We start from the raw sequence: 14,708 nt of genomic DNA, 5'->3' as shown, positions 1-14,708 counted from the left end.
AGCGGAAGCCGGAGCTTAGCAGAGGCCTTGCATTCCCAAGGTGGACCTTGGGAACGAGATCAAAAAGGGGGGAGAATTGTCTCGGCTTTTTCAAAGGTTCCTGGAATTTCGAGGGCGCCTGGAGCTGATCTGTCTACGAAGCGCAGCAAGAGACCTAACGCCCCCCCCTTTGCGAAGGGGGGACAGGGGATTTGCCTTGGGGTGGCGCGAGGTCCCCGTTGCGATATGCTTAGCCGGTGTTTCGCCCGGAGGTTGCCAATGCGCATACTCGCCCTGCTGACCCTGATACTGGTACTCTCGTCTCCATTATCCTTATCCGCCAAAGAGAGGGGCAGGCGCACTGCAACCGGCGCAGCCCAAAGCGGCGTCGCTTCCAACCAGGAAGTCCTGGGGGATTTCGAGAAGATCCTCGATCTGTGGCGTGACGGCAGCTACGACGAGCTGTACGGGCGGACCACCGGGGGAAGGGAAAGCAAGGAAACCTTCGCCAGGAAGCTCTCCGCCGCCCCGCGCCGCCCCGCGTGCTGCTGGGAGAAAATGCAGGACGTCGAAGTCTCTTCGAAAGGAGAGGGAAAAGCCGTGGTTCGTGCGCGTCTCGGCTTCGAGGGGAGCGTACCCGGTACCCAGTTCGTCACCAAGTCCATCAAACTGGAGAAAGAAGGGAGTGTTTGGGCCATCAGTCAATCCGACCTCCTTTCCCTCGCCGACTACTCCAAAAAGCGCAAGCTGTACCGCTATCTCCCGGTCCAGCAGAAATGACCGGCGCCCCCAGCAACTGGCCCGCCCCCGCGGCTGTCTAAGTCTCAATCAAAGGGGACAGGCACCTTCGGAGCCAGTCCCCCTTTATCTTTATCTTTATCTCGCCTTTCCCCCCCTCCGACATCTCCCTTGACCCGCCACCACCCTTCCGGTACTCTAGCCAGATGCCAATGAAAGAGAAAAAAATCGTCGTTAATAAACCCGAACTTCTTTCCCCCGCGGGCTCCCTGGAGGCTTTTTTCGCCGCCATGGAGAAAGGGGCCGATGCCGTCTATGCCGGTCTGCGCGACTTTTCCGCGCGCGCCAAGGCGAAGAACTTCACCCTGGCGCAGATGGAGCGCATGACAGCCTACGCCCACAGCCTCGGGAAGAAGACCTACGTCACCATCAACACCCTGGTAAAGGAATCTGAACTCCCCCTGCTCATCGACAACCTGGCTGCGCTGGAAGCGATGCGGGTTGACGGGGTCATCCTGCAGGACATGGCGGTGGCGCGCCTGGCACGCGAGTTCTTCCCGGGCATCCCGCTGCACGCCTCCACCCAGATGACCATTCACAACTCCTTGGGGGTACGCCAGCTTGAGGAGTTGGGGTTCGAGCGCGTGGTGCTTGCCCGCGAGCTGCACATCGACGAGATCAAGTCCATCGTTGCCTCAAGCAAGGCCGAAATCGAGTGCTTCATCCACGGCGCGCTCTGCTTCTCCTTCTCCGGCCAGTGCTATTTCTCCTCGTTCCTAGGGGGCCACAGCGGCAACCGCGGCCGCTGCGCGCAGCCCTGCCGCCGCCAGTACAAGCACAAGGGAAAAGAAGGGTACTACCTTTCCACCAACGACTTCTCCAGCATAGAGATGATCCCCCAGCTGATGGAGGCGGGAGTCGCCTCGCTCAAGATCGAGGGGAGGATGAAATCGGCGGAGTACGTAGCCAGCGTCATCGGCGCCTACCGCATGGTGCTAGACGCGCCGCAGGATTCCTACGACGCCGCGGTCGCCGAGGCGAAGGCGCTCTTGAAACTTTCCTTCGGCCGCGTTCCGACCAAGGGGTTCCTCGCCTCCCACAACCCGACCGACATCTCCACCCCGTCCATCAAGGGGGCGACCGGCCGCTACCTGGGCGACATCCGCGAGATGCGCGGCAACCGGATCAGCTTCGACACCCGCGACCGCCTCCACGTTGGGGACCGTATCCGGGTCCAGCCCAAAAGCGACATGGCCGGGCGCGCCTTCACCATCAAGGAGCTTTACCTCGGCGGCAAGAAGGTTATGAATGTGAAGGAGAACACCCTGGTCTCCACCCCGTCCCCCTTCCCGTTCAAACTGGGGGACTCGGTCTTCAAGGTCTCCTCGGAAACCGCCTTCACCATGAGCGAGAACGCCTGCCTGAAAAGGCTGGAGGCAGCCAAGGGCGACAGCATCCCCTGCAAGCTCAAGCTGTCGCACCAGGACCAGTCGCTGCGCATAGAGGCTGAGGTGCTGGGGCAACGTTTCGCCACCGAATTCGAGCTGGGTCCGCTGGAACCCTCCCGCAGCAGCGACATGGAAGGGGTGCTCAGGGCGCAGTTCTCCAAAAGCGGCGACACCCAGTTCACCCTCGCCTCCCTATCGGCACCAGATTTCCCGGCGATCATGATCCCCCCTCCCCGGTTGAAAGAAATCCGGCGCAACTTCTACGCCTGGCTCGCGGAAGCGTCCGTCGGTGCCTTGAAGCAAAGAAGCGCCAGCGGCAGGACCGAAGCGCTCGCCTCCCTGGTGCGCCAAAAGTCCGCGCCGTTTAGGGGCAAGGAAGAGCTTGCCGTCAAGATCGAGCAGGTGCGTGATTGGCACGAGCTGCACCGCGACCAGGTCGACACGGTCGTCCTCCCCGTCTCCAAGGCGAACATGCATCAGTTCCAGGGCTTTGCCAGGAAGCTCAAAGGGGGCGAGGACAAGGTGATCTGGCAGCTCCCCTTCATCATCTTCGAGGCGGAACTCCAGTTTTACCGCGATGCGGTGGAGATGATCATGCGCGGGGGCTTTAAGCGCTTCGAGCTCACCAACCTGTCCCAATTCCAATTCTTCAAGGGGACCGATGCCGAGCTGAACACCGACTACCGGCTCTTTTCGCTGAACAGTCAGGCGCTTTTGTCCTGGCAGGAGCTGGGGGTGAAGCGCGCCACGCTGTACATGGAGGACGACCGGGCCAACATGGGGCAGCTTCTGGCGAGCGACCTGAAGATAGAGCGTGGCGTTTTGCTCTACGCGCCCGTTCCGGTGATCACCTCGAAGATCGCCATAAAAGAGATCAAAGGCGATGCGCCGCTTGCCTCCGACCGTGGTGATCTCTATTCGGTAAAGGTCAAGGACCACCTAACCGTGGTCTCGGCCCAGACGCCCTTCGCACTCACCCAGTACCGCAGCGAACTGCGCCAGATGGGTTGCGGCAGCTTCCTTCTCGACCTGTCGCAGTTGCAGCCGGAGGAGCGGGAGCGGGCACTGGAAGCCTACCGTAAAGGGGTTGCGGTCCACGCCGCCTCCGAATTCAACTACAGCGCCGGCCTGGTTTAGACATGGGAATCTTCGACAAGATCAAAGAGCGGATCAACAACAGGCTAAGCGATCCGGCCTTCATGGAATTGGTCCAGGAGCAGAGCCTGAAGGACCTCCTGGTCCGGCGGGAGTTCCGCATCACGCAGGCCTACCTGCAGCGGGAGTTCCTGAACAAGTTGATCGACGACGAGATCCAGGAGTTCAGCATCGTCCTCTTCGACGGGTACGGCGAGATCGCCGGGAAGATGAAAAAGCGGCTGCTCCCCTTCGCCATACCGTTTTCCGCCACCTTCTCCATCCAGGGAATCGAATTCAGCAGCGCCAGGAAGAGCGTATTTCTGAAGCTGGACCATGTCGCTCCCATCGACTTCGACTGGCTCACCAAGAAGGTGGTGGAGCGCATTCCCTTTCTCTCCGGCTCGGGGGATCTCATCATGTGCGACCTGACGCGGGTGCCGCGACTGGCCGAGCTTTTCGCGCAGCGGGTGAAGGGGATCAGCATCTGGGACTTTATAACCCTCAAGGAGCTCTGGCTCAGGAAGGGTGAAATTGTAGGAAGGGTGGGGGTGGTACTATGACCGATTATCTAGTTCGCGCGATTGCCAAATCGGGGAGTGTCAGGGCCCTTGCCTGTGTCACCACGGCAACCGTCGGCGCGATATGCAAACGCCACGACACCTTACCCACAGCCACGGCCGCGCTGGGAAGAGGGATAACGGCAGGTGCTCTCATGGGGGCTCTCTTGAAGACCGGGCAGCGGGTCGCCATGCGTTTCGAGGGGAACGGCCCCCTCAAGAAGATCGTCATCGAAGCCGACGCTAACGGCAGCGTCAGAGGTTACGTCGGGGATCCGAAGGTCCACCTGCTGCGTCCGGACGGGGCGTTGGACGTGAACAACGCGCTGGGGCGCGCCGGCTTTCTTACCGTCGCCAAGGATCTCGGGCTCAAAGAGCCATATCGCGGCACCGTGCAGCTCTATACCAGCGGCATCGCCGAGGACCTGGCCCTCTACCTGGTGGAAAGCGAGCAGATACCGTCCGCAGTAGGCATCGCAGAGTTCATCGAGCAGGACGGGACCGTAGCCGCAGCCGGGGGATTCCTGATCCAGGCAGTGCCGCCGGTCGACCCACTGGTGATCGAGGAGCTGATGACGCGGATCGAGCAACTGCCGCCCTTAAGCGACTTGCTGCACAAGGGAGGCAATCCCGAGCAGATTCTGGAGCAGCTTCTTGCCGGCATCCCCTACGACATCCTGGAGAAGAGGAACATAGCGTTTGCCTGCAGTTGTAGCCGCGAGCGGATTGAGCGCGTCCTTCTCTCCATGGGGAAGAAAGAACTAAGTTCCATGAAGAAAGATCAGCACGGAAGCGAAGTGACCTGCGAGTTCTGCGGCGAGCATTACCTTTTCGACGAGGCCGACCTCGACCAGATCATAGCCGAGGCAGCAAAGCAGGAAGCCTAAACCAACTGCATCTCACACGGATTTAACGGATGACGCGGATAAAGGCGGATAAATCCTAGAGCTTTAAGTCTTATCCGCGGGAATCGTTTTTTATCCGCGTAATCCGCGTGCGATGCATTTGAATTTTGTACGGGTTATACTTCCCCCGTCCCAAATCCCCCCCCGGAGGCTCCGATGCGAATCCACGACATTACCGTTTCCCTCTCCAGCGATCTCCCCATCTACCCAGGCGACCCCGGCATCACCGTCGAACCCTTCAGTCGCATCTCCCAGGGCGATTCCGCCAACGTCACCCGCATCAGCATGGGAAGCCACAGCGGCACCCACCTCGACGCGCCGTTCCATTTCGACGACGCCGGAACCACGGTCGACGAGATCGCACTTGAAACCGTGATCGGCAAGGCGCTGGTGCTGGAGATCCTCGGCACTAAGGAAATCGGGCGCCAGGAACTGGAGAAGTTTCGCATCGAGGGGGAAGAGCGGCTGCTGCTGAAGACGGACAACTCGAAGCTCTGGCAGCAAAAGGGATTTTCCGAAGAGTACGCCGCCCTCACCAAAGACGGCGCGCAGTACCTGCGGGACGCAGGGGTGAGGCTCGTAGGGATAGACTATCTCTCCATCGAAGGGTTTCACGGCGAGGGGGACGTACACCGCACCTTGCTGGAAGACGGCATACTGGTAATCGAGGGGTTGAACCTGGAAGGCATCAAGGCGGGGCACTACCAGCTCATCTGTCTGCCGCTGAAGCTTAAAGGCGGGGACGGAGCGCCCGTGCGGGCGCTCCTGATTGGCGGTTCCGATTCCGCTACCGAGCCGGAGTTCGATCCCCACACCAGCAAATGGCCGCTGGCGTGAAACCCGGCTAGAGCGGCTGATACTTCTTGTCTTTGTTGCAGCACGGCTTCTGCACCGGCTGCTCAGCAGGCTGCTCAGCCGGCTGCTTCAGCTTCGCGCATTTGTCGCATCCCGCCGGGGAAGCTGCCGCTGCATCCTTCATCTTGGCGCAGTTGGCGCAGCCCGGTCCCGCTTTTACCTCAGCCCCAGCTTTCGGGCAGTTCGGGCAGTTGGGCGTGTTAGGACAATCCACTCCCGCCTTGACGCAGTTGGGGCAGGGTGCAGCGGCGTTCCCATCAGCAGGCTGTTGTTTCGCGCACTTCGGGCATCCCGGCTGGGCCTGCACCGGAGCCGTCTCCGCTTTCGCGCATTTGCTGCACCCGGGCTGCACCGCAATCTGCTCGTTGGCCCAAACGCCAAGTGCACCTGCAATGATCAAAACCGCCGGCACCAATACTAAGAGCAATTTCTTCTTCATTCACTACCTCCGCTATAGTTGACCTTCCCTTCAAAGTGAACAGATCAGCCGCCCACGCCGCCGTGCGCCATACTCTCCTCCCCCCTGAGGGGGGAGGTCGGGAGGGGGGAAGATTTTCCCTGGTTTAAACGCTCTCTTCCCAGATCCCCTCACTTGCAGCCGCCCTGAAGTCCGCATCGATGGGGGCGAATGCCTCGATGAGCTTTCCCCTCGCCCCGGTAAAGCGCATGCCGCGGCAGTGCAGCATCATCCGGGCAGCAGGTATGCCGCCGTAGGTCTCGTCCCCGATGATGGGAAAACCGGAGTGTGCCAGGTGCACCCGGATCTGGTGCGTGCGTCCGGTCAAAGGCTTCGCCTCCACCGCGGTCACCCCCGCCCCCTCGCCGACCACCCGGAACAGCGTCCTCGCCGGCTTCCCATTCAGGGCTACTCCGTACTTGAACTTGCTCACCTTCCCCAGCGGCGCGTCCACCTTCCAGCTCTGCTGGTCCGGCGAACCGGACACCAGCGCCCAATAGGTCTTCTGCACCTTCCCATCCTTGAGCAGGTTCGAGATCAGGGTCGCTGCCTGCTTGTGCTTGGGGAAAAACATCACGCCGCTCGTGCCGCGATCCAGCCGGTGCACCACGCGCGACGGATCCCTGAGCCCGATGCTCTTCATGTAGCATTCCACAGCGTACTCCACCGTACCCTTCAACTGGTACGGGGTGCGCTGGCTGTTGAAACCGGCCGCCTTGTAGACCGCCAGGAAATCCTTGTCCTCGTAGAGGAGCTCTTCCTTTTTATAGGCGAGCTCGATGCAGCGCTCAGCCTCCATGATCCCGAGGGCGACCTCCTCCCCCTCCTTCACGGTGCGAGAAGCCACCCGCACCAGCGTCTGCGAGAGGTAACAGCCGCCCCAGTCGATGATGCGCCGGATCTCGCCCTTCGAGTACTGCGGGAAAAGCGTCTTCGCCGCGTCGTCCAACCGTGTCCCTGCTAGTTCTGCATCTACCCTTGCCGTCAATATCATCCAATATGCCTTTGTGCGCGTAAGAGCGCAGCTATCGTCTTTCCGTCAGTGATGCTCCCGTCGGCGGCCATCTCCAGCGCCTTTGGCAACGGGATCCTGATGCTGGAGATCTCCTCGTAGTCCTCCGGCTCCGCCTCTCCGGCGGTGAGCCCGGTGGCGAGATAAAGGTGCACCACCTCGTCGAACACCCCCGGCGAGGGGTGCAGTATGCCAAGCGGGGTGAACTTTTCGGCCCTCAGCCCAGTCTCCTCGATCAGCTCGCGCGCCGCGCACGCGGCCGGGTCCTCCCCCTTGGCGAGCCGGCCCGCGGGAATCTCCATCAGGAAATCGTCGATCGCAGGGCGGAGCTGCCTGATCAGAGTGACGGAGCAGTCGTCGTGCAGCGGCAGGACCGCGGCCCCTCCGGGGTGACGCACCACCTGGTAGGTGTACCATCCCTGCTCCCCTATCAAGACGTCCATCTGCTCGATGTCCACCACTATGCCGTTGAAGAGCACCGACCTGTTTTTTGTCTCCATAGTACCCCCCGGAGATAAATAGCATTTCCCCTGCAGGAAGTGAAGGAATTTGAGCTGCAGGGACAGCATGCTTTAACGCGTTCTAATCCTTCAAAATCAGGCTGCTTTCACCGATTAACGGGGAGATCCCCGACATTATCCGCAAATTTAGTGTGGATAATTGCCCGACTGTCTGTTATCGTTCAGCACTTGTTTTCCAAAATAATCAAGAGGTGGCGTTATGGCACAGGCTAAAGAAGGGGATCGCGTAAAGGTCCATTATACGGGGAAGCTCGATGACGGTTCCATTTTCGATTCTTCGGAATGCGCTGAGGACGATTGCGGCTGCGGGCATGGCCCGATCGAGTTCACCATTGGACAGGGAGAAGTCATTCCGGGCTTCGAGGCAGGGATAAAAGGTCTTTCGGTCGGTGAAAGCAAGACCATCCATATCCCGGTCGAGGAAGCCTACGGCGAGAGGGTCCAGGAGATGGTTGCGGTAGTACCCCGCGGCGATCTGCCTCCCGAAATGAACCCTGAGGTCGGGCAGCAGCTCGAAGTGACCCAGGAAGACGGCCAGGTGTTCAGCGTACTGGTGGTCGAGGTGACCAACGAAACCATCACCATCGACGCCAACCACCCGCTGGCCGGCCAGCCGCTCAACTTCGAACTGAAGCTGGTAGAGATCCTCTAGCGGCAGGCTTTCACGGCAGACAAAAAAATCCCCTCCCCGGCAACGAGGAGGGGATTTTTTCATCCCTTAAGCCAAAGCGCGCTTGGCGCTTTTAGTTTTCCGCCATGAAGTGGCGCTCGTACAGGTCTTCGAGCTCCTGCAGGTGGCGCGACTCGTCAGCCAGCATCTTCTTGAAGAGCGCCGACATCGGAGCGCCTTCGCACCCCTTGGACATCCTCTGGTAAAAATCGATCGATCCTTTCTCCAGGTGGATGGCGTATGCCAGCGCCTCGCGCGCGTCGGACTCGGGGCGGAGTTCCCGCTTGGCAAGCACGTAATCGAGGTTCATGGTCGGCACCGGCTGGTGCAGCCCCTCCCCCCCTTTCATCTCGCCGTCGATTAAGGTCTTTTCCAGCTGATGCTTGTGCTCAAGCTCATCCAGCGCCGCTTCCTTGAAGATTTCACGGGCTGCCTTGTCCTTGACGATGCGAAGAGCGGCCAGGTAAGCCCTGAAGCCCTCGTCTTCCATTTTGGTGGCCATATCTATCGCGGCTTCAAATGTGTAGCAAACATCACCCTGTTCAGCCATGGATTGTCTCCTCTAGCGTTTGATTTGAAAGGTTTTTTAACACAAGACGCATCTCAGCACAAGTATTTGTATACGACAAGCCGCTCAATGGAGATTTTGCCAACTCTTGATACACTTTGCGCTGCGGAAAAAGCTTCAAAGGGAGGGGCTATGAGAGTATTTCTAGCCGGCGGAACCGGTTTTGTAGGCGGTCATGTAAGGCAAGCCCTGCTTGAGCGCGGCCATAGCATTCGGCTGCTGGTACACCGAAAGGGAGCAAGCGAAAAACTCGCCGGCATCGAAGAGATCGAGGGTGACGCAACACTCCCCGAGAGCTTCACCGATGCCGTCAAGGGATGCGACGCCACCATCAACCTGATCGGCATTATTCGCGAATTCCCCGGGCGCGGCATCACCTTCCAGCGGCTTCACGTCGAAGCCACCCGCAACATCATCGCCGCAGCGAAGAAAAACGGAGTATCGCGCCACCTCCAGATGTCCGCCCTCGGAACCCGCGCCAACAGCGAAGCGCGCTACTTCAAAAGCAAGTTCGAGGCGGAAGAAGCGGTACGCGCCTCGGGTCTCGACTACACCATCTTCCGCCCCTCCATCATCTTCGGCCCGAAGGATGATTTCATCAACCAATTGGCCGGGCTCCTCAGGATGTTGCCGGCGATGCCGGTCATAGGCGACGGCGAATATCAGTTGCAACCCATAAGCGCGGACGACGTGGCGCGCTGCTTCGCCGAGGCCCTGGAGAAACCGGAGGCCATTGGCGAGACTTTTGAGCTCTGCGGTCCCGACCGGTTAAGTTACAACGAACTGCTCGACACCATCGCACGGGTCATGGGAAAGGGGCTGGTGCTGAAGATCAAAAACCCGCTGCCGCTGATGCGCCTGGTGGTGCCGCTTTTCGAAGGTTTTTCCTTCTTCCCCGTCACCTCCGACCAGATCACCATGCTGGTGCAGGGAAACATCTGTGACGGCGACTGGCGCAGGACCTTCACCTTCCAGCCCACCCGCCTCGAACCAGGCATCCGCAGTTACCTCAAGCCCTAGTCAAAAAACCTCAAATCTTTCACCACAGAGGACACAGAGGATCACAGAGGAAAAGCAGAGGCGAGGGTTTTGCTGGATCAAAGCCCTTGAGCTTTTGTCTTTCCTCTGTGGTTCCTCTGTGTACCTCTGTGGTGATTGCTTTTAGCCTTTCCCAGAAAAAACCTCTGTGTCCTCCGTGTACCTCCGTGACCTCTGTGTTCCGCCTTTCTCCGCCTTACGTTTTTGACTCCGGAAGCTGTTTCACGTATAGTGTGGCACCTTCACAAGGAGAGTCATGCATGGGTGAGACAGTAAGGTTTGGTATATCGATGGACGACCAATTGCTTGAGAGTTTCGACAGGCTCATTGAGCAGAAAGGTTACGCCAATCGCTCCGAGGCGATCCGCGACCTGATCCGGGCAGCCCAGGTAGAGCTCGACTGGGAGGAAGGGGAAAAAGAAGGCGTCGGCACCGTCACCCTCGTCTACAACCACCACGTCCGCGATCTTTCCGACAAGCTCACCGAGCACCAGCACGCGCATCACGACCAGATCATCTCCGCACTGCACGTCCATCTCGACGCCCACAACTGCCTCGAAGTGCTCGTGGTACGCGGCAAGGCCCGCGACGTGCGCAGGATTGCCGACGAACTGATCGGGGTCAAGGGAGTGAAGCACGGCAAACTGGTCATGACCACCACCGGCGAAGGCCTGCATTGATTGTTGCAAGTTCAAAGGAACAGGATGCAAAGAGACGATCATTATTGGATGGGCAAGGCAATAGCGCAGGCAAGAAGGGCCGAAGCGATAGGCGAAGTACCGATAGGCGCCGTCATAGTCAAGGATGGGGTCATCATCGCACGGGGGCACAACCTCAGGGAGCGCAATCAGGACCCCGCGGCGCACGCCGAGATGATCGCCATCCGCAAAGCCGCCAAGAAGCTTGCCAGTTGGCGCCTGACCGGCGCCACCCTCTATGTGACCCTTGAGCCCTGCACCATGTGCATGGGAGCCGTCATCCTCTCCCGCCTGGACCGCGTCGTTTTCGGGAGTTACGACCCAAAGGGAGGAGCCGCCGGATCTCTCTACGACCTTTCCGACGACAAGAGGCTGAACCACAGCGTCGTACTCACCCCCGGGATCAGGTGCGAAGAAACCTCCTCCATGCTGTCCGGGTTTTTCGCCGAACTGAGGGCGAAGAAAAGGAGCGTGAAAAAATCCTCACCCGCTTTCGGAAATAATTAAACATTTTTCGCCCCCTGCCGAATAGGCAAAACGAAACAAGTTTCTTCGCTTGAAGAGGGGCGCCTATGCAAACAGACGAAATCACCCCCATTGCCGTCATGGCAACACATCACGAAATCACCAGACTTGCAGCCTACACCGAAGAGCTGCTGCAAGGGACCATAGCGACAGAAGAACATGCCCGGCACCAGCTGTCAGCCGTGTTGCGTGTTTACAGCGAACTGGGTCTCATCTGGCGCATACTGTCAGAGATAGACGCCCGCGGAGTCACGACCAAGACCCAGCGCCAGTATCTGCAGGATTTTTACGCCGGGCTCACCTATTGAGACAGGCGCTATGAGCAAAAAAACCAGAGCTTGAATTTCGAATCGAAATAAGGTATATCTTTTCGACCCTCTGCAAAGAGGTGGAAAAGCAATATTCGGAGAGATGTCCGAGTGGTCGATGGTGCCTGACTCGAAATCAGGTGTACCGAAAGGTACCTAGGGTTCGAATCCCTATCTCTCCGCCATTAAAAACGCAGCGATAACAGTCAGTTATCTGCTGCCAAGCCCCTGACTTTCACAAGAACTTTCACACGAAAGCTTCTTGTAGGAGGACAGGGGCTTCTTCTTGTACTTGACAAAGTCTCGCCCAAGGTAGTTGAGTATCTCGTGATAATCCTCCTCCACCCCCTCAGCATATTTTCCGTACACCTCATTGTTGATCGGCTTCGAATTTTAACCCAGTATCGGCGTCCAAGGTTAACCCACCCCCTACTAGATATCACATGGTTACTTTCTTAAAGTGGGGCCTTGTAATGCCTAAGGTGGGTTAAAGTTGAAATCCGATTCACAATATCGTTGGTTTTGTCTGACAGTGCCATCGTTGAGGACATTCAGATCCTCTAAATATTCACTACTACATCGATGAAATGTTGGCTGGGAGGGCGCTGGTTACCCCAAAATGCAACGAAGCCGCATCCCCTGTGAGATGCGGCTTCGTTGGTTTTCATCTGCACAACATGTCTACTTTGTGCTGGTAACCAGGAGCTTATCGCTACTGATCGCTGACATTGCCCGGATGGACATGTCATCGAAGATTTTATCCGTAACTTTATTGGCCTTCTCCCCGAAAGGAGCCATAAACAGCGAGAGCCAAGTTCCGGTGCTGTTCTCGTAATCGTATTTCTTAAGAAGTTTGCCGTGGTCCCACACCTCAACCGACATGAAGTATTCGTCGGTCACATGTACCGGGATCAGGCCAAAAGTCAAGCCTGAAACCATGCCTGCAAGCCTGGCCACGAAAGCCGGGGTACCATCGGTTTTGATGTTATATTTAAGTTGCAATCCAGTGTTCGTTTCCCCACTCGAAACACTCTCAAAAAGATTGCTAGCACCAAGATCGCGCAGGAGTTTTTCTTTGAAAATCGCCGAAGCGCCGAGGTTAATGGTATCGTCCCTAGTGTAAACACTTACAGAGATAAATAGCGGACGTTTCGGCTCTACAACGGTCAATTTGTTGTAGTCAAGATTTGACAGGTCCTTTCCAGGGAAAGATGCAGCACACCCCGAGACGACAAAAAGACCAAGCATCATACTGCACGCAATGAAAATTTTTCTCAACTCCACGTAACCCTCCAGTTATAGGTTTTACTGCATAGGAAACGTTTCAAAATAAGGCAATGTTAATGATATGTTAATGAAATTCAAGCGGCAAAACTAACCAATGTCTTCTTTACATTCAAGTAAAATTGATAAAAAAAGCACCCTCCCTCTGGTGTTTCACCAGAGGCTATGGGCGCCTTGAAATTCCCGCTCTTCGGTAACCGGCAATCCACTCAACCTGCAATGGACCCTATGGTTTTGCGTCATCAGATTACTCTGATTTTGCTCTTATCGGTAGCAGCCCTTTTATTAAAACTTAAAAATCAAACCACTTCAAATGCAACTATAATTTGCAATAAATCTCCCCATCCTACAGAGGACGGTCCCAGAGCCTTTACCCAGACTGCGATGGGTGGCCCTGGGGCGTTGTTTTCCCTAGAGCTCCCACAGGTCTGGACTTGCGCAATTAACGCATCCGGTTCCTCAAGTTATGGCTTCACTACTCGACGTCAGCACTGGTGGCGAACAATCGGCGGCGGGAGAGGAACCTTTTCAGGACATCTTTGGACCACTGCCAGTTCCTTTTGGCTTGTCATGTACAAATAGGAGTATCTTTTCCATCCCCCTAATGATCGCTTCAAATGATTAGTTGTATACAAGATTCAACATCTTACTGTCTATATTTTTAATGTTAATCTAATTTAGGTCATCACACAGAAATAATCCATGCCTGCAGCGCAACAAGGAGGAGGGGCAGTCAGGCATAGCAAAGTGCCCGAATAACGGGGATAAAACCTCTGTTAGTATCAATAAATACAAAAAACGATACCAACCAAAACCACATCGAGGCCCCTCCATCCTCAAGATGTATAGACGCCGGGCGCCTACAACATAAGTCACCATTATTAATCGCCAGTTGTAGTAGAGTAGAGAGCAGGTGTCACCCTGCCCTCCCTCATCAAACCGTGCTTGCAGTTTTCCCGCACCCGGCTTTCCGATGTTCTTCACTGTAAGGCATGCACTTTCGTCCAGCCTGCTGTTGTCGGCACCTTATATAATTTGTATTTCCCGTAAAGAACCGGAATGCCAAATCGTGCATACCCGGTTCCTTTATACGCGCCAGTTGATGTCCCTCAACATCACCGTATTGGGTCTCCAGCACTGGACTGCTAATCTTCTGCAACATGCCGTTCCTGCTACCCCGGGAGATCACATGAGCCGATTCCGTTTTCTGAGCCCGTATGCGACAGCCTTCCCCATCCGATCACAGGGTGGGCATCTCCAATATTCACTATCGAGGCTACCTGTAGGTTCACTTGCGTTACGGTCTGCTGCTTTGCCAATTGGGAACTTACGACCCCTTGTTTTTAATTTGTCTAAAGTGCTAATCTTTCGCCCGCCTCGTAGTCCTTGCCTAATCGATCGAGCTTCCACCTCGATCTGTACGTCGAGAACTGGCCTTGAGCACAAACAGCAATATTCCTTATCTGAAATCCTTAGAATCCTAGGCTCTTGGGGGTAAACCGAGGCCTTATAGTCCTTGGCATCCTAAACCATCCCGTTTGTCATCATTCGTTGCCTGTTGAATCCTTATCAATCCTAACTTTTACCTTTCCAGGATCACAAGGTTGTAGAGAGGGGTTACCCCCCCTGAGGCAAAACACGCTGAGGTAACCTTCGCGTAAAGAGCTTTCACAATACTTTCACGTACTATTGAGTGGACCCTATAGTCAAGACAATAAAGCATCGAGTTTAAGGTGGTGCCCGGTCGCGCAGCTGACCGGCGCTGCCCCGATTTTGAGCGTGGTTTTACGCTCAACAAATTTGTCTACGATTCTTGCTCCGCCGCCGCTGGCCGTATGGTAGACCTCGACTGGAGTGCGGTTGCCCAGCGATTGATGGGGCCGCTCCGTGTTGTAAAACTCGAAATACTGTGTCAGACCCAACTGTAATCCGAGCATGTCGACGTACCCTTTCAGGTACACATCCTCGTGCTTGACGCTACGCCAGAGCCGTTCTACGAAGATATTGT

General features: G+C 56.7%; 15 protein-coding genes, 1 tRNA gene, 1 pseudogene and 1 riboswitch. Of the genes and pseudogenes, 11 read left to right on the top strand and 6 right to left on the bottom strand.

The annotated features are described in order from the left end of the window. Window positions 1-258 precede the first annotated feature (258 nt). The 5 genes from K419_RS0113690 (at window position 259) to K419_RS0113670 (ending at window position 5,601) form a co-directional block, all read left to right on the top strand. Window positions 259-759 carry a hypothetical protein gene (locus K419_RS0113690; RefSeq protein WP_026842094.1) on the top strand — a complete coding sequence of 167 codons (501 nt, stop codon included), beginning with the start codon at window positions 259-261 and terminating at the stop codon, window positions 757-759. Window positions 760-929: 170 nt separating this feature from the next. Further along, window positions 930-3,302 (top strand): peptidase U32 family protein, encoded by a 2,373-nt coding sequence (locus K419_RS0113685; protein ID WP_226377701.1) that lies wholly within the window; start codon window positions 930-932, stop codon window positions 3,300-3,302. A 2-nt stretch (window positions 3,303-3,304) separates the two neighbouring features. Beyond that, complete coding sequence (locus K419_RS0113680; RefSeq protein ID WP_026842092.1) at window positions 3,305-3,862, top strand: hypothetical protein; 558 nt, start codon at window positions 3,305-3,307, stop codon at window positions 3,860-3,862. Next, window positions 3,859-4,746 (top strand): Hsp33 family molecular chaperone HslO, encoded by an 888-nt coding sequence (hslO, locus tag K419_RS0113675; RefSeq protein ID WP_026842091.1) that lies wholly within the window; start codon window positions 3,859-3,861, stop codon window positions 4,744-4,746. Before K419_RS0113680 ends, hslO begins: the two co-directional genes overlap by 4 nt. A gap of 174 nt (window positions 4,747-4,920) precedes the next feature. Further along, the gene (locus tag K419_RS0113670; protein ID WP_026842090.1) at window positions 4,921-5,601 is read left to right on the top strand and encodes a cyclase family protein; all 681 of its coding nucleotides are present in this window, start codon (window positions 4,921-4,923) and stop codon (window positions 5,599-5,601) included. Window positions 5,602-5,608: 7 nt separating this feature from the next. On the opposite strand, the gene K419_RS0113665 is transcribed toward K419_RS0113670, so the two are convergent. From K419_RS0113665 to K419_RS0113655, 3 genes are all read right to left on the bottom strand, one after another. Further along, window positions 5,609-6,058 carry a hypothetical protein gene (locus K419_RS0113665; protein ID WP_026842089.1) on the bottom strand — a complete coding sequence of 150 codons (450 nt, stop codon included), beginning with the start codon at window positions 6,056-6,058 and terminating at the stop codon, window positions 5,609-5,611. A 124-nt stretch (window positions 6,059-6,182) separates the two neighbouring features. Further along, the gene (locus K419_RS0113660; protein WP_026842088.1) at window positions 6,183-7,070 is read right to left on the bottom strand and encodes an RluA family pseudouridine synthase; all 888 of its coding nucleotides are present in this window, start codon (window positions 7,068-7,070) and stop codon (window positions 6,183-6,185) included. Continuing rightward, window positions 7,067-7,588, bottom strand: a complete 522-nt coding sequence (locus tag K419_RS0113655; RefSeq protein WP_026842087.1) for an NUDIX hydrolase — start codon at window positions 7,586-7,588, stop codon at window positions 7,067-7,069. The genes K419_RS0113660 and K419_RS0113655 overlap by 4 nt, the downstream gene beginning before the upstream one ends. 220 nt (window positions 7,589-7,808) lie before the next feature. Here K419_RS0113655 and K419_RS0113650 point away from each other — a divergent pair, with 220 nt between their 5' ends. Further along, window positions 7,809-8,261 (top strand): FKBP-type peptidyl-prolyl cis-trans isomerase, encoded by a 453-nt coding sequence (locus tag K419_RS0113650; RefSeq protein WP_026842086.1) that lies wholly within the window; start codon window positions 7,809-7,811, stop codon window positions 8,259-8,261. 91 nt (window positions 8,262-8,352) lie between these two features. Here the strand turns inward: K419_RS0113650 and K419_RS0113645 are convergent, their stop codons facing one another. Continuing rightward, on the bottom strand, window positions 8,353-8,829 hold the full coding sequence (locus K419_RS0113645; RefSeq protein WP_012531989.1) for a ferritin family protein: 477 nt from the start codon (window positions 8,827-8,829) through the stop codon (window positions 8,353-8,355). A 150-nt stretch (window positions 8,830-8,979) separates the two neighbouring features. On the opposite strand from K419_RS0113645, the gene K419_RS0113640 reads away from it, so the two are divergent. The 5 genes from K419_RS0113640 to K419_RS0113620 all read left to right on the top strand — a co-directional run bounded on the left by K419_RS0113640 (window position 8,980) and on the right by K419_RS0113620 (window position 11,601). After that, entirely contained in the window at window positions 8,980-9,867 is an 888-nt protein-coding gene (locus K419_RS0113640; protein ID WP_026842085.1) for a complex I NDUFA9 subunit family protein, read from the top strand. A 278-nt stretch (window positions 9,868-10,145) separates the two neighbouring features. Continuing rightward, entirely contained in the window at window positions 10,146-10,565 is a 420-nt protein-coding gene (gene nikR / locus K419_RS0113635; RefSeq protein WP_012531991.1) for a nickel-responsive transcriptional regulator NikR, read from the top strand. Between the two features lie 24 nt (window positions 10,566-10,589). After that, window positions 10,590-11,090, top strand: a complete 501-nt coding sequence (gene tadA / locus K419_RS0113630; RefSeq protein ID WP_026842084.1) for a tRNA adenosine(34) deaminase TadA — start codon at window positions 10,590-10,592, stop codon at window positions 11,088-11,090. Window positions 11,091-11,155: 65 nt separating this feature from the next. Beyond that, window positions 11,156-11,416: a hypothetical protein gene (locus K419_RS0113625; protein WP_012531993.1), complete on the top strand. Its 261-nt coding sequence runs from the start codon at window positions 11,156-11,158 to the stop codon at window positions 11,414-11,416. A 97-nt stretch (window positions 11,417-11,513) separates the two neighbouring features. Then, window positions 11,514-11,601 (top strand) — tRNA-Ser (locus tag K419_RS0113620). 496 nt (window positions 11,602-12,097) lie between these two features. Here K419_RS0113620 and K419_RS0113615 read toward each other — a convergent pair. Then, on the bottom strand, window positions 12,098-12,700 hold the full coding sequence (locus K419_RS0113615; RefSeq protein ID WP_026842083.1) for a hypothetical protein: 603 nt from the start codon (window positions 12,698-12,700) through the stop codon (window positions 12,098-12,100). 189 nt (window positions 12,701-12,889) lie between these two features. Beyond that, window positions 12,890-12,973, bottom strand: a riboswitch (cyclic di-GMP riboswitch). Between the two features lie 1,523 nt (window positions 12,974-14,496). Next, window positions 14,497-14,708 (bottom strand): annotated as a pseudogene (locus K419_RS23585) (integrase core domain-containing protein); the annotation flags it as partial.

Source organism: Citrifermentans bremense R1 (genome assembly GCF_000426865.1).
Lineage (GTDB): Bacteria > Desulfobacterota > Desulfuromonadia > Geobacterales > Geobacteraceae > Geomonas > Geomonas bremensis.
The sequence above is the reverse complement of the archived record's forward strand: the minus strand, read 5'-3'. Positions and strand labels throughout refer to the sequence as shown.